Below are 17883 nucleotides of genomic sequence, written 5' to 3'. Positions count from 1 at the left end.
AGTTTTGAACATATGAAAATTGATTTTGGTGCAACTGCTGTTGATTATGCAAAACACCGCGCTGGCTTTCCCAGTTCATTATTTAACAAACTGTCTGAATATGGTATAGGTTTACCAGGGCAGTACATTGTTGACCTTGGTACAGGAACAGGAACATTAGCGCGGGGCTTTGCAGATAGAGGTGCTTATGTAATTGGCATAGACCCATCAGTATCACTTTTAGAACAAGCGAGACAGTTAAGCGAACCTGCCCAAATCAAAGTAGATTATCGAGTTGCAACTGCTGAGAATACCGAGTTACCAGACGCAAGTGCTGATGTAGTCACTGCCGGACAGTGTTGGCATTGGTTTGATCGTCCTCGTGCTGTCCAAGAAATTACTCGCATATTGAAAAGAAATGGCTTGATTGCGATCGCTCATTTTGATTGGATACCCTTAAAAGGTAATGTAGTTGAAGCAACAGAACAACTAATCAAGGCTCATAATCCAGCGTGGAATCTGGGTGGTGGTAATGGATTGTACCCCCTGTGGTTACAAGACATTGGCGAAGGAGGATTCCGAGAAATCCGCACATTTTCTTATGATGTATTTGTACCTTATACACACGAAGCTTGGCGGGGTCGAATTCGGGCTAGTGCTGGTGTAGGAGCCAGTTTGACGCTAGAAAAGGTAGAAGTGTTTGACCAGGAATTGGCGACATTACTCGAAGCAAAATATCCTACACCAATTCTTCAGGTTCACCACAGAGTATGGGCAGCGATCGCCAAATCACCGCAAAGATGAAGGTTTCTGATAACGGACAAAGCAAAATATTAAGCCAAGACTAATTAAGGCGATTGTTCGCAGAGGGATTTCTCACCCCACGCGATCGCGCCACCCACAGACATGCGAAAACGAAAACTAATGTCTTGTTTGCAAGCCACAGCAGCTACGCCAGTTTAACCTTTCATACAATTGATACCTGCTCAGAAAATCAATTTCAGGGAAAATAGGTAGAAACAACTCAGGAATGTTTATTGATAACTTTAAACAAGTCCTGCAAGGCTATAAATAATTTATGATTATTTTATAAATATTATTTATATATCAAAATATCAAAAATATTATATATTAAAAAGCTTGATAATTATAGTAATTAAGGCTATATAACGGATTAAATTCCATATATTTACTTACTAAGATTAAACAAGAAAAATGCTCATAATAAATACTGAAAAAAGAGCAAAGAAATTGTCACAGGGCTTGCTATCTTTTCAAATCTGGATTGTCAAGTCTGTGCATATACATTCTTCTTGATTAATCTAATTAATAGTTAGAGCAATAAATAATATTATTTTCTTGCTCAAAAACTAAAAAGTAAATTTTCGTAACTTATTTATTCTGGAGAAGAATTCATCATGTCTATAAACAAAAACAAAAACCTGATAGTTGAAAACCAAGAAGAATTATTTGAAGACTTATCAGATGAATGCTGCGAACAAATAACAGGAGGTAAAAGTTGGTGGAAGAAAGTTACAAAAACAGTTGAGCGTGCCACAGTAAAAACTTTGAATAATGCAGGCAATGCAGTGACTCAGACCGGAGGCATGACAGCACTTGGACTCTACACAGCAGGTGAGCTAGCTTTAGAAGCAACTGGAATTGTGGGAAAAAACCAAATAGACGGAAATTAGACTAACAAAACTTAAACAACTTAATCTACCTCATTTCTCAACTCTAGCCAAGAAATGCACTTACTTAAGCTCTGCCTCTTTGAAACAACTAAAGGCAGAGCTTTTTGCTTACTACACTTCAAAAATGACTCATGCATTTTTGGATTACACACAATAGTTCAGTATGGCGCTTTAGCTCCATTCCTGAAAGCGATTTTCCATCTTACCTCTAGGGCAATACTTTTAGGTATAAAGTGCTAAAATTCTTGTTATATATACGATTTTCGCAGTTATTGACCCCTTTATTTTCAGATTTGGTGAGAAATGCGAAAGAGGTGTCCGCACCATTGACTTAAAAAACTATCGCACAATTTGAGGAAAATAACCATGATTGATCTTTATTATTGGACAACCCCAAACGGTCATAAAATTACGATTTTCTTAGAAGAAGTCGGTTTGCAATATACCATAATTCCTGTGAATATTGGGGCTGGAGATCAATTTAAACCGGAATTTTTAAAGATTTCTCCTAACAATCGCATCCCTGCGATCATTGACCACGAACCAGCAGATGGAGGCGCACCGATTTCGATATTTGAGTCTGGGGCAATCTTGCTATATTTAGCAGAAAAAACCGGGAAATTGATTCCCCAAGATTTACGTAATCGCACTCAAGTTTTAGAATGGTTATTCTGGCAAATGTCCGGGTTGGGACCAATGGCGGGACAAAATCATCACTTTAGCACCTACGCTCCCGAAAAGATTGAATATGCCATTAACCGCTACGTGAATGAGACGGGACGCTTATATGCAGTGCTGAATAAGCAACTTGCAGATAGAGAATTTGTAGCTGGCGATTATTCCATCGCTGATATTGCTGCTTATCCCTGGATTCTGGGCTATGAGCGCCAAAGTCAGAATCTAGAGGATTTTCCTCACGTCAAGCGGTGGTTTGAGACAATTAAAGCTCGTCCGGCAACAACTCGTGCCTATGAGAAAGCAGAAGCATTGAAAACTCAAGCGCTTGATCCAGATCAGTCACGAGACTTGTTATTTAACCAATCGGCGAAAACTATTCAACCTTGAGCTTTTTAAATTGTCTTATAGCGCTTCCCATTCAGATGTAATACAACGCAATGTGTAGGGACACGGCAGTGCTGTGTCCTTACGGGTGTACCTCACGTAAATGAGAACCGCCATACATATTATTATTGTGGCGATCGCTAAGTAAGCTCTAAAGGAGCAATTATGAGCAACGATTTCTCACTATCTTCCTTTCCTGAATTAAAAACAGAAAGGCTCCTTCTTCGTGAGACAACTTTGCAGGATGCTGAGGCTATCTTTGCTATATTCTCCGATCCAGCCGTGACTCAGTTTCATGATCTTGATACTTTCACTTCAATTGAAGAAGCCATCGCTGTTGTTGGACGTAGAGCCAAGCGGTTTGAGCAAGGAGAAGGAATTCGCTGGGGAATTGCTCGTAAGCAAGACAACGTTTTGATTGGTTCTTGTGGGTTTACGTGGAACCCACAAGAGAATTCTGCTGAGGTCGGTTATGAGCTTGCCAGTACTTTTTGGAGACAAGGTATCATAACTGAGTCCGTGGATACTATCTTGCAATTTGGGTTTAAGAAAATGGGTTTGCGTTTCGTTGTTGCCCAAGTCATGCTGGACAACATAGCTTCTAAAAAGTTGTTAGAAAAGTTAGGTTTTCAGAGTCAGGGTTTACTGAAACAGTATGGCTTCTTCAAAGGGCAGTTTCACGATCTGGAGCAATTTGTGCTTAACAAGTAGGAGAATTGTGTGGGCAGGTTAGCAGTGGTTTTGGATTTGGTGGGCTGATTTACAGTCGCTCAGTTAAATAGTTAGTCAGGCAGCTGGAGGCAGCTGGGTGAAATTGGTTTAATGGGAGTGTGTCACAGAAAAAGCTACCAATCCTGTTAGAATGCATCGATGTTAAAAAAGCAACATTTTATAAACAAAAAATCCGGTTGGTCTTTGGATGAGCGAGATCCAAAGTTCATAGAAGCTCTGATGCCCTTGTTGGGTTTTTTCTATCACTACTATTTCCGAGTTCAAACTAGTGGCTGGGATAATATTCCACCCCAAAAAAAAGTCCTATTTGTCGGTTCGCATAATGGGGGACTCGCGGCTCCCGATATGACAATGATGATGTACGACTGGTTCCGACGATTTGGTGTAGAGCAACCAGTTTATGGTTTGATGCATCCCAAGGTTTGGCAGGTTAGCCAACCACTAGCACAACTAGTCGCCAAAGCTGGAGCAATCATGGCTCATCCGAAAATGGCTTACACTGCGTTGCGCTCTGGGGCTAGTGTGCTAGTTTATCCAGGTGGAGCCGAAGATGTCTTTCGACCGCATTATTTAAGTAATAAAATCTACCTTGCGGGGCGGCAAGGATTTATCAAGTTAGCATTACGGGAAAATGTGCCGATTGTGCCTGTGATTTCCTGGGGCGCTCACGATACGTTGATTGTACTGGCTGACTACTACAAAATTGTGCAGCAACTACACGAATGGGGAATGCCTTGGCTGCTTGGAATTGATCCAGAAGTTTTTCCGATCTATCTTGGACTGCCTTGGGGATTAGCAATTGGCCCGTTGCCTAACATTCCATTACCTGTGCCCATGTACACACGGGTTTGTCCAGCAATTGTATTTGAACGTTACGGCCCTGAAGCAGCCAGCGATCGCCACTATGTCAATGAATGTTATGAATTAGTTGTTAGCCTGATGCAGCAAGAGTTAGATCACTTAGTAAAACTAGCTGCTAGGTCCTAAAGCTATTGAGTAAAATTGGCACATCCAATTTCTAAGCAGTTTGATCCCAGAGGAGTAAGGACAGCACAAAAATTACCTAGCCAACGGTGACAAGCGCAAAAATTATTGACTGCATTTTTCAACTAATTAAACTATACTACTAGCAATTATTTTAAAAATAATGTATAAAGCAATACTTTTATTATAAATCGAGATGTGTAGTATATTGGTTGAAAAGCTGACGCTCTTTAAAGGAAAAGTTTTTGTTTTCCTGGCTGTTAGTTGACAATTAATAGCAGTTTTAAATCCTTACACACGAGATATTTAAAACAGTATAACGATTTGAAAATTCTAAACTTTTCTCTAAGTTTCCAACAGACTATATACACAATATTTAAAACTATAATCTTTTCTATATTTGTAGTTTCTTCTTTGATTATTCTAGTAAAACCATATTGTAAAAAAATATTCTGAAACTAATCTAAGTGTAAATATAGGATGGGCTACTTTAATATTATTTATGTTTGCTGCTCCTTGGTATTGCTCTTGGTATTCCACTGTATTGCTGGCAGTCGTAGCTTTAAACATACATTCAAAAAGATTCGCAAATTACTAGCATCGTATTCTGCATTATGAGCGCTATTATTTAGTATGTATTAAAGGCTAAATAAATGATTTTTTCCCTGTTGGTATAGACTAACCAGCTAAATCACAACTCATATCATGCCTGCATAATTAGTGTGATTTACACAGTCATTGCTGAAATACAAGCGTCGCGGACGTTTTTATGCTGCTAACGATACAGCGCTATCATACTGTGTGTGGTGCTAACATCAATGGACCTGTGGCGGTAAATATCACGTAGAGTCCAGTTTTAGCCAATTTAACCAAAGATTTTTACGATTTTGTTTTTGTGCCAGGGTGAAATAAAAGTGAGGAATCAGTAGTTATGAGTTAGAAGTTTTGAATCTTTAACCCCTAACTCCTAACTGTTTTGCTACCCACCGCTAACTGGTGGAATCAGCACGACTTCATCTCCGTCTTGTAATAGGGTATCTGGTTCGACAAATATCAAATTAATCCCAAACCGGGTGATGTCACGCCATTGGGAGAGTTCGGGGTGTTCAGCTATGAGGCGATCGCATACTGTTTTGACTGGTATATTATTAGGAAATTCCAGCACCAGTTCCGAAACCCTAAAGGCTTCTTGATAAGCAGCGAACAATTTGACGGTAACGGTGATTGCAGATTTAGACATATAACATGCTTTGGCAGTACCAGCAAGTAGTTTAATACTTGACAAGCACCCTGAACTCTTGGGCTTAATTGTACATTACTAAGTACATAATTTCATAAGTTCATAACGAAAAAATGTTTCTTAATCCAACATTTCTGGGTCAATTCCTAAAGCGTTGAGTTGTTCAAGAGAGAGAGTACGCAATTTCTCTATAATTCTCTCCCATTTTTGTCGCTCAATGACAGCCCGTTCCTCCCCTGTTAGCAGTAAATTTCCTTGTGCATCCCACCAGCGCAACCAAGGTAAGGTAACTTTGCATTCTGATAAAATCCTTGCCGGATTCCTAGCTCTACCCCCATAGGAGCGATTGGGTAATGTCCTCGTTCATTGGGTTTCATCAGTTGATAAGTATTATCTACTAGGTTTACCGTCAAGGGTCGGTGGTACATTAGGTACATAAAACCAGTCTGGTGCTTCAGCCCCTTTCTCAGGAGGATTTGTCAATCGCCAGTAGATACCAGAATCTTGTCCAATACAATATTGACTATCAGGATGAAGTTGCTCTAAAACAGGTTTAATTGAATTTGTAATTAAAATGCTTTGCAGATGCTCCTGAAGATTTTTGCCTCCGGCACGCTTCGCGAACACGAATGTACCATCTGAGTCTGGTAACTGGGTGTGGTCAGGTAAAGTTAATGCCGATAGGGAAGTCATAGGCTTTAACCGGGAGTTTATATGACTTTTATTGTAAATTATGATTTTGTATACTACAGAAAGTTGTCACTTCTTTTATATTACAAATATAATACGTTATATAAAATTAATCTAGATAAAAAAATGGACTCGTCTGACATCATTACACAGCAAAGCTAGTTGAGAATATGCGAAAAATTATTTTTTAAAAGAAGTAAGTAACAATGTAGGGTACGTTAAATTTTAGCAACACACCCTACCTGTTACGATATCTTACAGCATTGGTTTACCTGCTGATTTTCATGAAACACTAGGATCATCAGCAGTTTTTATTTCTCGCAAAATTCGTTCGACTTGGTTAACTTTTTCACCTCTATTCTGTTCTTTGAAGATATTTAAAGCTTTTTCTAAAGAAGATAGCGCCTCGTCTTTTTTATTCGTTTGCCACAATGCCAGCGCAAAATTAGTCAGTCCCTCGCCATAATTAGGATTAATTTCTAGAGCTTTTTTATATTCACTAATGGCTTCTTCCCAGCGACTTTGGCTTGCATAAACCATACCCATCGCATTGTAAGCTAGAGCGTATTTTGGCTGGATGCGAATGGCTTCTTGATAAGAGCTAATTGCTTCTTCTGGTTTCTTTTGACGAAAAAGCACATTTCCTAGTTGAAAGTGTCCGAAAGCGTCTTCTGGGAATTGTTTAATGAATTTACGTAAATTGTCCTCTGCACCTGCTAAGTCTCCCTGATTAAATAAAGCATTGGCTTGTTGCAGCATCTGCGATCGCTGTGATGAACCTGTGTCTGAAAACTGTGCTAGTTTTTGTGGTTGTCTCTGTGGATACTGTTCAGACGAATCCAAAGAAACTTTAGTAGGAACCGCTAACACTAATGGTGATATCCCCATTACAGTGATAATACTCAGCGTCATGCCGCTAATAAATTGAACAACTGCTGATTTCAGTTTGCGCTTTACTTTCATCGCCCTGAATGCCTCAATAATGTTCTATTCTTATAATAATGTGAGGATGCATTAGTAAGTCTGCAATGCACTAAAAAGTTTGTCAATACGCTAACTGCACGGTGTAATTAAAATTTTAGGTACGGGCGATCGCGCCTATTCATTTTGTAAGAATAAATTTGTATATGCATACTTATGTATTACTTCTATGGTCATACCAACTATTTATACTTGAAATAATATCAGCTATTTCTTTGTCATCAAGCTTTTTCAATTCATCATCTTCCTTAAAGTGCAATTTAACTTGCTTTTCTCCATCTATTTTAGGTTCTAAAATCCATTTATAATAACCTTGATCGTTTTCTAAAATAAAGAAAAATAGACAAACGGAGAATGGTAAATCTTTAAATTTTTCTAGTCTACTCAACCTATTTTTGTCTAGCTTTAAAATATCATTATGCTTCTTTAAATTAGATGTAGAATCTGTTGCTTTTACTTCAATACCAAAAAGCCTTCCAGTATAAACTCCATCTGTGGTAATTGTGATTAAAAAGTCTAATCATTGATTTGGTATTGGCTGAGAAATAATCAAGTCATCACGACGAGTTAAGTAAACAACGGCAAGAGATTCTGCTCGTCTTCCAATAGACCAAGGTGCTGTGGTTTTCATTGTTTTATCTCCAGTCTTGATCGGCAAATTTGGAAACTAATTGATTAGTATGGTATCTACTCCAAAAATCATCAACTTCCTGAAAATAGGGCCAGCATGAGAGTGAAATTCCGTCATTAATACTGTAAAAATTGCTTCGCCTCTTTGCCCTAGTGCATCTTTCATTTATAGACCTATTTTAATTGAGCCTGTTTAGCTAAGGGCAGGCTGTTTTGCCTACCCTACAGTATTAAGAATTGCTTTGTGTTAGTTTGTCGTTAACAGACTCCTATTTTGGGAAATTTGCATTACTTACGCGCCTTCCCGCAATTTATCTAAGACGCTTCTATCTTCTAATGTGGAAGTGTCACCAGATACCTCTTGTCCGGCGGCTAGATTCCGCAATAAGCGCCGCATAATCTTACCCGATCGCGTTTTTGGCAAAGAGTCTGTAAAGCGAATTTCTCCCGGACGAGCGATCGCACCAATTTCTTTGACAACGTGCTGCTTAAGTTCTTTACTCAGTTCCTCACTTCCCTGATAAGTGCCTTCTAAAGTCACAAAAGCAACTACTTCTTCACCTTTGAGTTCATCAGGTTTACCAACTACCGCCGCTTCTGCAACGGCTGGGTGAGAAACTAAAGCAGATTCTACTTCCATTGTACCAAGTCGGTGTCCTGATACATTCAGTACGTCATCCACCCGACCCATTACCCAAAAGTAACCGTCTTCATCTTGCCTCGCGCCATCACCTGCAAAGTAAGTGTAGTTACCATCTTGGGGCGGAATGTGTTCCCAGTAGGTGCGGCGGAAGCGTTCTGGATCGCCGTAGACTGTCCGCATCATTCCTGGCCAAGGATGTCGCACTGCTAGATAACCGCCTTCGTTATTGGGTACGGTGTTTCCTTCTAAATCTACGATATCTGCAATAATTCCAGGGAAGGGAAGAGTTGCCGAACCCGGCTTAGTGGGGATTGCTCCTGGTAGCGGTGTAATCATGATACCGCCAGTTTCCGTTTGCCACCAAGTATCAACAATTGGACAGCGATCGCCACCAATTACTTTCTGATACCACATCCAAGCTTCTGGGTTAATCGGTTCGCCAACGGTTCCCAACAAACGCAATGAAGACAAGTTTCGCGCATTGGGATGTTGTTCGCCCATCTTAATAAATGCCCGAATTGCCGTAGGTGCAGTATAAAAAATATTAACGCCGTATTTTTCAATTACATCCCAGAAACAACCAGGATTAGAAGCACGAGGCGCACCTTCATACATCACGGTTGTTGCACCGTTAGAAAGGGGGCCGTAGACTATGTAACTATGTCCCGTAATCCAGCCCACATCGGCGGTACACCAGTATACATCTGTGTCTTGCAGGTCGAATATCCACTTGGTGGTGATATGGGTATACAAATTATAGCCAGCAGTTGTATGCACCACGCCCTTCGGTTTGCCCGTGCTGCCAGAAGTGTAGAGAATAAACAGCATATCCTCGCTGTCCATCGGTTCGGCGGGACAATCTGCTGATACTCCTTTTTGCAAATCATGCCACCAATGATCGCGTCCACCCAATTGCATATAAGTTTCTTGCCCAGTGCGCTTGACAACTACGATATTTTCGACACTGGGAACAGCACCATCGGCTAAGGCTTTATCTACCTGTTCCTTGAGAGGAACGATCGCACCTTTGCGCCAACCACCATCAGCCGTGATTACCAGTTTAGCTGTGGTATCAATTAAGCGATCGCGCAAAGCTTCGGCACTAAAACCACCAAACACTACACTGTGGGGTGCGCCAATTCGGGCACAGGCTAACATAGCGATCGCAGCTTCAGGAATCATTGGCATATATATACCAACGCGATCGCCTTTTTTTACGCCCAGTTGCTTTAACACATTAGCAAACTGGCAAACTTCCCGGTGCAATTGGGCATAAGTTAGGGTACGCGAATCACCTGGTTCTCCTTCCCAAATCAATGCTGCTTTATTTTTGCGCCAGGTAGTGAGATGTCTGTCAAGGCAGTTGTAAGAAATATTCATCTTACCGCCAACGAACCACTGAGCAAAAGGTGGTTGCCAATCTAGCACGGTGTCCCATTTTTGGAACCATTCTAATTCTGTTTCAGCCAAATCTGCCCAAAATTGCTGCGGATCAGCTTTGGCTTTGTCATAGAGGCGCTGATAGTCTTCCAGGCTTTTGATATGGGCATTCTGCGAGAATTCCGAGCCAGGATGGAAGAGGCGATTCTCTTGTAGGATTGATTCTATAGTTGGTTGAGACATGGTTAGTTATGAATGCGATCGCTATTATTACTAAAAACTATTCTTAGCTCAGTTGTGCTAGACAGTGTTTAGATTTTCGTTAAGCTAGGTAGAAATTGCCGAGTTATTCAGTTTACATCCATTTTTATCTACTAAAAACAAGCGCTCAAGAAATGTAAAGACGTTACATTGCAGCCTATCTATTGCGAATGTTGCAAAATATAAGTAGTCTGGACAAACAACGCCTGAAATTATGACGCTCACTGTTGAAGCTAGCAGCTTATCTCTCAACGATGTTCATCGCTTTCTCAAACTAGAAGAACTTTCAGATGGTTCATTCACAGACTTCTTAAATTTAGAACCATTGACAGACTTTGAATAGGAAGATTTATTGCGAATTAGAAACGACTTCCGTCGTTATTTCAGGCTTGGTAAAATTTCTGAAGGTTTGGTTAAATTTATAACGTTCACACCATTAATGCGGCTATCTGGATTTTACGATGTGCTGATTAGGTTGACAAGCTCTATTCTGTCAGAGCATCAAGTTTAGCCAGTATTCTTAAGCCTTCTTCTGGGTTGCCAGTTGCAGCCATTGCTTTAAATCTTGTATGGGCATCAAATTCTGCTAGAGCTATGGTAGAAAGTTCTTCAATCAATTTATTGACACTGATGCCTTTGGCTTGAGCAAGTTCTTTCAATCTATTATGCTTATCGTCTGGTAAACGAATCGTTAAAGTTGCCATTTTTGTTTAACTCCTAATAATTTCTTCAGGTTTTAATATTGATAAGTTAGGAAATAACAATTCAGCATTTTGGAAATCTTTGACATTGTAAGTGGCAATGATTTGAGCATTTCCGGCAACTGCTAATTCAATTAAGTGATTATCAGCTTCGTCTTTTAAATTAGGTCGCCATAAATAATAAATATAAAACCATTGACTTACGCTCATAAATGATGCAAGTAAAGCAGAAATTTCTTCAGTAGTTAAAAGGCATTTGGCGATAATTTCTGAACGATGAATGACTGACTCATACTCCAAAAACAAAGCATTTCCCATCAAAGGCTGATACTCTCCTTTTAAACAGCGTCGAATTAGTTCTCTACTAGAACCTTTAGAGCTAATCAGCGCACTAATAAGAACGCTGGTATCAACTACAATTTTAATTGCCATGTAAACATGGTAGCATATACGCTATCAAAAACGTTTTAGCCAAAAGACTTAAAAGCGATCGCAATTTTGATGATGGGGTGAATGTGGGCGATGTCTACAACGGGCTACGTCTACGCTCTGATTGGTTGCGGATACGAATTATTCATAGTGAATGGTGTAGCATAAAAGGATAACTTAACTTAATAGACTTCTTGGAATTTTAAGATGACTTATGGAGTTAAAGCAGAATATTAGAGCAGTAATTCATCGAGGTGAACAGCAGGGATACGTAGCAGAATGTCTAGAAGTTTCTGTAGTAACTCAGGGAGAGACTCTGGATGAAGTTGTTCATAACCTTCGTGAAGCAGTCGCTTTGCATTTAGAAGACGAAGAGCCAACTCAATTTGGCTTAGTAGATAAACCTTCTCTAATGGTAACTTTTGAACCTGTGTCAAATTAGCGATGTCTACAATCGGCTATGCCTACGCACTTCTGGCGACTAACTGCGTCAAATAAGCCTAATGCACCGACTCATAAGATGGTGCGTTAGGCTAAAGCCGTAACACACGCTATGCTTTTACTTTGCCATTGCTATTCACACCAACAATCATTGACGGTGGCTCATTACTAACAATTGGCGATTCACCTCGCAATCCCTTGCGGCGTTGGTTTTTAGGAACTCCTCCCGCCATACCATACTCTACACTGCTTTTGCCATATTTAGCCCCAATACCCATGAGTATGTGTTCTGTCATGTCTGCTAACTGCTGCTCTGTTTCCAACATTTCACGGTATATCTTATCTAGGTTAGAAAGCGCAGTGTTGTAAGTATTTTCTTTATTTCGCATTGTCTCAATTAGGCTTGAGTAGGCAAATAAAGTGAGTCCATTACTCACATCTAAGTTTGGATCAATTGAAGTGATACTGGCTGCACGACGTGCTGCTTTTTCTAGCACTTGGGAAGTTCTTTTTAGTCTAGCCATAAAATGTACCTTTTAATGCGGTTATTTGGTTATCAGTTTTCAAATTCACTGATTTAAGCTTCTTTACTTTAAAAAACTTCCGTATCGATCAGCCTGAGGAAATTCCTGCAAATCTCTATTAGATTTTATTACACTGTAAATCGCTAATAAATCAGTAAATTACGCAAAAAAGAACTCAAACCCCAGTTTGAGAACTCAATAGTAGCTTTTGCGTACTAAATATACTTAAATGAGAACTCAAACCCCAGTTTAAGAACTCAATATTAGCTTTTGCCTACTAAATATACTCAAATGAGAACTCAAACCCCAGTTTGAGAACTCAATATTAGCTTTTGCGTACTAAATATACTCAAATGAGAACTCAAACCCCAGTTTGAGAACGCAAATTGCGTTATGAGAAGTTTTGAATTTATTACCCTTGCGGGTATGAAAAAATTGAGCGCAGTTGGCAGTGCGATCGCACTTGTGATGATGCAGTGGATGTGGGCGATGTCTACAATGGGCTATTCGGCGATCACATTTTTGATGATGGCGTTAATGTGGCGACGATACCAGTCGAATATCAATCAAACTGAGAAATAACAACCTCTTGATCGGGAAAACGCGCTATGATTGTCAGACTTCCGCCAAGAGATTTAATGTATCGAGAGAGCGTAGATATTTGAATATCTTCCTGATGCTCAATTTTTGAAAGCGCCGATTGTACCACTCCCATATTTTTCGCAATATCGCTTTGAGTATGTCCAAGAGACTCTCGAAGTTCAGAAAGTGTCAATTTGAGCAATGCAAGGTTTGCTTGCATCTTACTTTCTACTTGTTGTTCAGGAGTCATTTTTTTGCGAAGTTCATTAAATGGCTTGGTCTTCATAGGAACCCTTCTGTTTTTAATTCCTCTAAATGTTCCTCATACAACGTATCTGCTTTTGTCACATTCTCCTCGTACCAGCGATCGTCTCCTCCCTTGTTTCCTCCAATAAGAAGAATGGCCACTCTCCTTGGATCAAAGGCATAGAGTATTCGGTACGGTTCTCCTCTGTGCTGCACCCTCAACTCTCTCATGTGGGAATGACGTGACGCGTTTATTTTTGAACTGTAGGGAAAAGGAAGTTCTGGCCCCCGCGCCTCAAGTAGTCGCACTACTGCATCGATCGCAACTTGGGTGTTGTCGTCTAACTCAACCCACTACATTTCAAACTCGTTTGTAAATTCTACCTCCCAGGCCATTATTACTTACACATAATTTAACGGAAATATCACCTTTAACTCATATTAGGACCATATCTGTGCAGAGGCAAGCAAAGAAAGAATATTCTTAAACTTGGCGATGTCTACGACGGGCTACACCTACGCACTTTGAGCAACTGTGTCCAATGAGCGATCGCAGTTTTGATGATGGGGTTGATGTTGGTGATGTCTACGACGGGTGGTTCCTGAGCGCAGCCGAAGGGCTACGCCTACGCACTTCTGATAATGGGGTTGATGTGAGCGATCGCTCTAATCCAAATTGTAGTTATTTGAGCAAGTAGAGGTTTGTTGAGGCAAAGAGAATAAAATAAAAACAACACACTAAACTTAATTTTATGGATTTGCAATCCCGAATTGTTATAGATTCTAACGTCCTTGTCGGCAAACCAATTATTAAAGGTACTCGTCTTTCTGTTGAGTTTATCATTGACCTTCTAGCTCAAGGCTGGACAAATGACGAAATTCTCCGCAACTACCCTGGTATTACCCTCGAAGATATTCAAGCTTGTTTAGGCTATGCTAGTGCCAGCCTTAAAGCTGAAAAAGTTTACGCTTTTCCTGGGTAATTATGCGCTTTCTAGCCAACGAAAATTTCCCAGGAGATGCCATAGAAGCACTTCGCTGCGGAGGTCACGATGTTACATGGATTCGCACTGATGCTCCTGGGATTGCTGATGCCGAAGTTTTAAACCGCGCTCAACTTGACGAGCGCATTCTCCTCACCTTTGATAAAGACTTTGGTGAACTCGCCTTCCGTTCACATTTGCCTGCAACTTGTGGGATTATCTTATTTCGGATTAAAGCACCTTCCGGTATAGTTGTTGCTCAAAAAGTGGCGACTGCCATAGCATCTCGCCCTGACTGGGCAGGACATTTCAGTGTGGTTGAAGACGAGCGTATCCGAATGCGAGTCCTCTGAAAAGATTGTTAATAATATTTTTAAATATAATAAAAAACACAAGGGGTAGTAGGCGATCCTCATCAGCTATGACTATGCCAAAGAAATAGGTTTAAAACTGAGTACAATCTGCAAACGCTATATCTTCAATAATACAATCTACACAATACCTTCCACAGCCACCAAAGCCAAGAGTACCGATCGCTGCGCTGCTATTAACCTAGTTACACCTGCAATATTCATACTTTTATAAAGGCGATCGCACTTGTGCTTATGGGGTTAATGTAGGCGATCGCATTTCTGATGACGGGGTGATGTAGGCGAGTGCATCTGCTACTTTACTACGAGCGATCGCTCTCGTTTGTTTCTGAAACGCTTAAGTTGAAAATAACTTGCTAAAGTTGCCTTGTGTCAGTAAGGGAAAGTAAACGAACTGGGATATGTAAAAGCTACATCGCACTTTCCCAACAAATTTTTATGCGAGTAGTATCCCTTGTTTGACATACTCCAAAACAGGGGCAATTTTACCATTGAAAAGCTCTTGGGTTCCGGCTGCTACCATCTTGAGCGCTAAGGGATTACCAGCATAATGCTCAATAAGTTCTTGCCATTCTCGTTCTGTACCCGTGAATTGCCCTTTTTGCTGGAATAACTGTTGTCCCTCGGTAGAATTTAATCCCTTTAATGGGAGCGATCGCACTTCTGTTCTGTCTCCTTCTAACGGTATAATTTCTCTGGGTTTTTCTCTAGAAGTGAACAGAACGCAACTAATATGAGGTACTTCGCCAAGGCGCTTCAGTAATTGACCATATCCCTCGTAACCAGGACGACATTGCCCTGCTTGGCCACCAGAGAGAATTGTCTCAACATTGTCTAAAATCAGCAGACATCGGTTTGATTGCAAACATTCCATTAACTTTGATAGTTTGCCATCAAAGCTTTCGGGTACTACCATCTCCTTTCGCAACGCCCACAGCAAAAATTGCAGTATATTGGTTAATTGCTCCTCTACTGGTGGTGCATTTAGTAGGCTTCGCCACACCATTACCTCAAATTCGCTTTGAATTTGCTGCCCCAACTTCACCGCTAAAGTGCTTTTGCCAATACCACCAATTCCCAGCAGTCCAACTAAACGACATCGTTCTTCTAATATCCACTGTCGTAGCTGCAATAATTCTTCACTGCGACCAAAAAACACAGATACATCCGGGGCTTCTTGCCAGTCATACTGTGGATTTGTGCGTCGGATTTCTAAATCGCCAGATGGGGGGCTAGGTCGGGTATAATCTTCTTTACACAACTCTAAATTAAAGGCCGCGAAGGCAAACTGCAAGGAACTTTTATCTACAGGTTCCAAGCGTGCCAAAATTCTAGATATAGTGTGTAGAGCTAAATGAGTGCGATCGCTCAGTTCTTCTAAAGAAAAGCTATCTCCAGCATTCTCGTCAAATTCGACTTGAGTTTTGGCATCTCGAAATTTCTCCCAGCCTTGAAGGGTAAGGATTACACCCCGTCTGCGTTTGCTTGGTTGTTTCATCAACGTCACCTAAAACCGAGTAGATGCATCTCTATCGAGAAAATTATCACAGTCCAATAGAAGAAGATAGTTGTTCCACAACTATTCAAGCTTGACAATTTAAATAAAATATAAAAGTTGGCTAGTTTGGCAAGAAGACGGCAAATATCTAAACCTGATTGTGGAAATTTTGTCAAGTTCAACGGCAGCAGTCGATAAAGGTTTAAAAAAACAAGTTTATCAAGATACCTTCCGTACACCAGATTATTTCTGCTTTCATCCTGTAACAATGGAATTTCAAGGGTTTCATTTAGTTGATGGTAAGTATCAAGAAATTCAACCTACCACTTATGGACATTTGTGGAGCCAGCAGTTAAAACTTTATTTGGGGGTTTATGAAGGTAAATTAAGATTCTTCACTGCTGGAAATGAATTGATACTATCATCAGAACAAATAGCTGAACAAGAAAGTTTACGCGCCCAACAGGCAGAGCAAGAAATTACTCGACTGCGCGAGGCTTTACGTAAACAGGGCATCGACTTAGAGAACATTTAATTACATTAGGAAATTAATTAAGTCCATTTTCAAGTTAAGATTTAGTTATTGGTGTGTAAAAAAAGCATTATCTTCTGAAAGTAGGGCATCGTTTGCAAGCAAAAGACATTAAGGATAAGCTAAAGTCCCTTATCGAGCAAGCCTCCTCGATAGATCCCAATTTAGCGAGAAGATTAGATGAAATCAATCGTTGGGTAAAAAATATTAAGCCAGGTTCTCTGACTGCAAAACCTTTTGTCCTTGCATTTCTCCTAGAGGTGATTACGGATTCTACAATTTGGCTGATCGTCAAATCCCTACCTTCAGAAGAACAAAAAGCAAAATTTGAACAAATGACACCGATTGAAAGATATTGGTATGGTTATCTCTTTCCTAGATGGATTAATGCAAGTGACTCCAAATTTTATATTTGGAAACAAAAATTGATGGCAGGTGAATTTAATCAGGTAGATGATGATATCATTAAGTCAATAGCTCAAGATGTTGTTAATCGAGAAGGTAGTTTTTGGCAGCGTTATATCGCCGACCTATCGATGGCAACAGACCTAATTGTTAGTAGTCGTAACAATCAACCACTTTGTATTCAAGTTACCAGTGTTTCTGAAGAACTTAATCACCAAAAGTACCAAGCTTGGCAAAATACACTACGCTCATGGGAAATAGAGAGAGGATTGTTCTTGAGTTACAATCCCAAAGATACTAATTTTGTCAACCAGTTAGTTAACGTGGCCCTGTATAACAGTGATTACCTTTCTGGTGGCAAATATTTAAAATTTTCGTGAATTTTCAGGAATTTCATATTCCAGATTTGTTTCTAGCCTACATACTTACGTGCTAATTACAGCTTTATATGGCTAATAAGAGAGAAACTCACTGCAACAATCAAGTAGATACATTTGCTGAAGCTTTAGCAACAGCGCGACAAATGCAGCAGAACTGGCTAACTTATGGGGTTGATTTTGTCAATATTTACGTTGAAGATGTGGAGGGAGACTGGCTAGAAACCTGGGGACATGGCGAAATATTAGGTAATTCTCAATTAGATGCCATTAAGGAATTTTTGGTAAGTAATGATAGTGTAGCTGTCAAGGTAAGAGAGGATTTAAAAGAGCGATCGCTGTTTGATTTTGCAGTAAAGTTAGAAGAATCTTGGAAAATTCCTGAAACCAATGACAGGTTATCTGCTGTCAGAAATCTGTTAGCTGGTGAAGAAAATAGTATTAATACAGATGATCTTAGGTTATTGGATTTAGCAAGTACTCTGCTGGTAAAATTGGCAGAGATTTTGTGAAATTTG

The 17883-nt window shown here is 40.1% G+C and carries 23 protein-coding genes and 3 pseudogenes; 15 read left to right on the top strand and 11 right to left on the bottom strand.

The genetic code is table 11. The annotated features are described in order from the left end of the window. Positions 1 to 12: 12 nt before the first annotated feature. From H6G96_RS06050 to H6G96_RS06030, 5 genes are all read left to right on the top strand, one after another. Complete coding sequence (locus H6G96_RS06050; protein ID WP_190910595.1) at positions 13 to 783, top strand: class I SAM-dependent methyltransferase; 771 nt, start codon at positions 13 to 15, stop codon at positions 781 to 783. A gap of 614 nt (positions 784 to 1397) precedes the next feature. Next, positions 1398 to 1673: a hypothetical protein gene (locus tag H6G96_RS06045; RefSeq protein ID WP_190910594.1), complete on the top strand. Its 276-nt coding sequence runs from the start codon at positions 1398 to 1400 to the stop codon at positions 1671 to 1673. Between the two features lie 366 nt (positions 1674 to 2039). After that, positions 2040 to 2738, top strand: coding sequence for a glutathione binding-like protein (locus H6G96_RS06040; protein ID WP_190910593.1), 699 nt, complete (start codon positions 2040 to 2042; stop codon positions 2736 to 2738). 162 nt (positions 2739 to 2900) lie between these two features. Further along, on the top strand, positions 2901 to 3446 hold the full coding sequence (locus H6G96_RS06035) for a GNAT family protein (RefSeq protein WP_190910592.1): 546 nt from the start codon (positions 2901 to 2903) through the stop codon (positions 3444 to 3446). Positions 3447 to 3605: 159 nt separating this feature from the next. Further along, complete coding sequence (locus tag H6G96_RS06030; RefSeq protein ID WP_190910591.1) at positions 3606 to 4454, top strand: lysophospholipid acyltransferase family protein; 849 nt, start codon at positions 3606 to 3608, stop codon at positions 4452 to 4454. 976 nt (positions 4455 to 5430) lie between these two features. Here the strand turns inward: H6G96_RS06030 and H6G96_RS06025 are convergent. From H6G96_RS06025 to acs, 5 genes and pseudogenes are all read right to left on the bottom strand, one after another. Further along, complete coding sequence (locus H6G96_RS06025) at positions 5431 to 5691, bottom strand: MoaD/ThiS family protein (protein WP_190910590.1); 261 nt, start codon at positions 5689 to 5691, stop codon at positions 5431 to 5433. Between the two features lie 120 nt (positions 5692 to 5811). After that, positions 5812 to 6384, bottom strand: a pseudogene (locus H6G96_RS06020) (Uma2 family endonuclease). Between the two features lie 279 nt (positions 6385 to 6663). Continuing rightward, positions 6664 to 7344, bottom strand: coding sequence for a tetratricopeptide repeat protein (locus H6G96_RS06015; RefSeq protein WP_190910589.1), 681 nt, complete (start codon positions 7342 to 7344; stop codon positions 6664 to 6666). 172 nt (positions 7345 to 7516) lie between these two features. Further along, positions 7517 to 7870: a DUF4365 domain-containing protein gene (locus H6G96_RS41150; RefSeq protein WP_347242189.1), complete on the bottom strand. Its 354-nt coding sequence runs from the start codon at positions 7868 to 7870 to the stop codon at positions 7517 to 7519. Positions 7871 to 8284: 414 nt separating this feature from the next. Continuing rightward, entirely contained in the window at positions 8285 to 10258 is a 1974-nt protein-coding gene (gene acs, locus H6G96_RS06005) for an acetate--CoA ligase (protein ID WP_190910588.1), read from the bottom strand. Between the two features lie 232 nt (positions 10259 to 10490). Here acs and H6G96_RS42290 point away from each other — a divergent pair, with 232 nt between their 5' ends. Beyond that, the gene (locus H6G96_RS42290) at positions 10491 to 10619 is read left to right on the top strand and encodes a hypothetical protein (RefSeq protein WP_277932896.1); all 129 of its coding nucleotides are present in this window, start codon (positions 10491 to 10493) and stop codon (positions 10617 to 10619) included. Between the two features lie 142 nt (positions 10620 to 10761). On the opposite strand, the gene H6G96_RS05995 is transcribed toward H6G96_RS42290, so the two are convergent. Together H6G96_RS05995 and H6G96_RS05990 are read right to left on the bottom strand one after the other, a co-directional pair. Then, a complete protein-coding gene (locus H6G96_RS05995) occupies positions 10762 to 10980 on the bottom strand; it encodes a toxin-antitoxin system HicB family antitoxin (RefSeq protein ID WP_100897403.1) in 219 nt (72 codons plus the stop codon). A gap of 6 nt (positions 10981 to 10986) precedes the next feature. After that, positions 10987 to 11409: a putative toxin-antitoxin system toxin component, PIN family gene (locus H6G96_RS05990; RefSeq protein ID WP_190910587.1), complete on the bottom strand. Its 423-nt coding sequence runs from the start codon at positions 11407 to 11409 to the stop codon at positions 10987 to 10989. On the opposite strand from H6G96_RS05990, the gene H6G96_RS05985 reads away from it, so the two are divergent. Together H6G96_RS05985 and H6G96_RS05980 are read left to right on the top strand one after the other, a co-directional pair. After that, complete coding sequence (locus tag H6G96_RS05985; RefSeq protein ID WP_190910586.1) at positions 11403 to 11582, top strand: hypothetical protein; 180 nt, start codon at positions 11403 to 11405, stop codon at positions 11580 to 11582. The two genes, H6G96_RS05990 and H6G96_RS05985, sit on opposite strands and share 7 nt — an antisense overlap. Positions 11583 to 11620: 38 nt before the next feature. Continuing rightward, entirely contained in the window at positions 11621 to 11848 is a 228-nt protein-coding gene (locus H6G96_RS05980) for a type II toxin-antitoxin system HicB family antitoxin (RefSeq protein ID WP_190910585.1), read from the top strand. Between the two features lie 109 nt (positions 11849 to 11957). On the opposite strand, the gene H6G96_RS05975 is transcribed toward H6G96_RS05980, so the two are convergent. After that, a complete protein-coding gene (locus tag H6G96_RS05975) occupies positions 11958 to 12371 on the bottom strand; it encodes a hypothetical protein (RefSeq protein ID WP_190910584.1) in 414 nt (137 codons plus the stop codon). Positions 12372 to 12797: 426 nt separating this feature from the next. Here H6G96_RS05975 and H6G96_RS05970 point away from each other — a divergent pair, with 426 nt between their 5' ends. Further along, positions 12798 to 12953, top strand: coding sequence for a hypothetical protein (locus H6G96_RS05970; RefSeq protein ID WP_206757663.1), 156 nt, complete (start codon positions 12798 to 12800; stop codon positions 12951 to 12953). On the opposite strand, the gene H6G96_RS05965 is transcribed toward H6G96_RS05970, so the two are convergent. Then, complete coding sequence (locus tag H6G96_RS05965) at positions 12934 to 13239, bottom strand: helix-turn-helix transcriptional regulator (RefSeq protein ID WP_190910582.1); 306 nt, start codon at positions 13237 to 13239, stop codon at positions 12934 to 12936. The genes H6G96_RS05970 and H6G96_RS05965 overlap by 20 nt on opposite strands. Further along, a pseudogene (locus H6G96_RS05960) lies at positions 13236 to 13538 on the bottom strand (type II toxin-antitoxin system RelE/ParE family toxin); the annotation flags it as partial. The gene H6G96_RS05965 and the pseudogene H6G96_RS05960, both read right to left, overlap by 4 nt. 203 nt (positions 13539 to 13741) lie before the next feature. Here H6G96_RS05960 and H6G96_RS05955 point away from each other — a divergent pair. Genes H6G96_RS05955 through H6G96_RS05945 form a run of 3 tightly spaced genes read left to right on the top strand, consistent with a single transcriptional unit; the run spans position 13742 to position 14535 of the window. Beyond that, the gene (locus H6G96_RS05955; protein WP_190910581.1) at positions 13742 to 13897 is read left to right on the top strand and encodes a hypothetical protein; all 156 of its coding nucleotides are present in this window, start codon (positions 13742 to 13744) and stop codon (positions 13895 to 13897) included. A 54-nt stretch (positions 13898 to 13951) separates the two neighbouring features. After that, on the top strand, positions 13952 to 14182 hold the full coding sequence (locus H6G96_RS05950) for a DUF433 domain-containing protein (RefSeq protein WP_190910580.1): 231 nt from the start codon (positions 13952 to 13954) through the stop codon (positions 14180 to 14182). Positions 14183 to 14184: 2 nt separating this feature from the next. Next, a complete protein-coding gene (locus H6G96_RS05945) occupies positions 14185 to 14535 on the top strand; it encodes a DUF5615 family PIN-like protein (RefSeq protein ID WP_190910579.1) in 351 nt (116 codons plus the stop codon). A 454-nt stretch (positions 14536 to 14989) separates the two neighbouring features. Here the strand turns inward: H6G96_RS05945 and H6G96_RS05940 are convergent, their stop codons facing one another. Continuing rightward, a complete protein-coding gene (locus tag H6G96_RS05940; protein ID WP_242063181.1) occupies positions 14990 to 16051 on the bottom strand; it encodes an NB-ARC domain-containing protein in 1062 nt (353 codons plus the stop codon). 112 nt (positions 16052 to 16163) lie between these two features. On the opposite strand from H6G96_RS05940, the pseudogene H6G96_RS05935 reads away from it, so the two are divergent. The 3 genes and pseudogenes from H6G96_RS05935 to H6G96_RS05925 form a co-directional block, all read left to right on the top strand. Next, positions 16164 to 16586: pseudogene (locus H6G96_RS05935) on the top strand (Uma2 family endonuclease); the annotation flags it as partial. A 92-nt stretch (positions 16587 to 16678) separates the two neighbouring features. Next, complete coding sequence (locus H6G96_RS05930; protein WP_190910578.1) at positions 16679 to 17368, top strand: hypothetical protein; 690 nt, start codon at positions 16679 to 16681, stop codon at positions 17366 to 17368. A gap of 68 nt (positions 17369 to 17436) precedes the next feature. After that, the gene (locus H6G96_RS05925) at positions 17437 to 17877 is read left to right on the top strand and encodes a hypothetical protein (RefSeq protein ID WP_190910577.1); all 441 of its coding nucleotides are present in this window, start codon (positions 17437 to 17439) and stop codon (positions 17875 to 17877) included. Positions 17878 to 17883: the final 6 nt, after the last annotated feature.

The organism is Nostoc sp. FACHB-892 (assembly GCF_014698795.1).
Taxonomy (GTDB): domain Bacteria; phylum Cyanobacteriota; class Cyanobacteriia; order Cyanobacteriales; family Nostocaceae; genus Nostoc.
The sequence above is the reverse complement of the archived record's forward strand: the minus strand, read 5'-3'. Positions and strand labels throughout refer to the sequence as shown.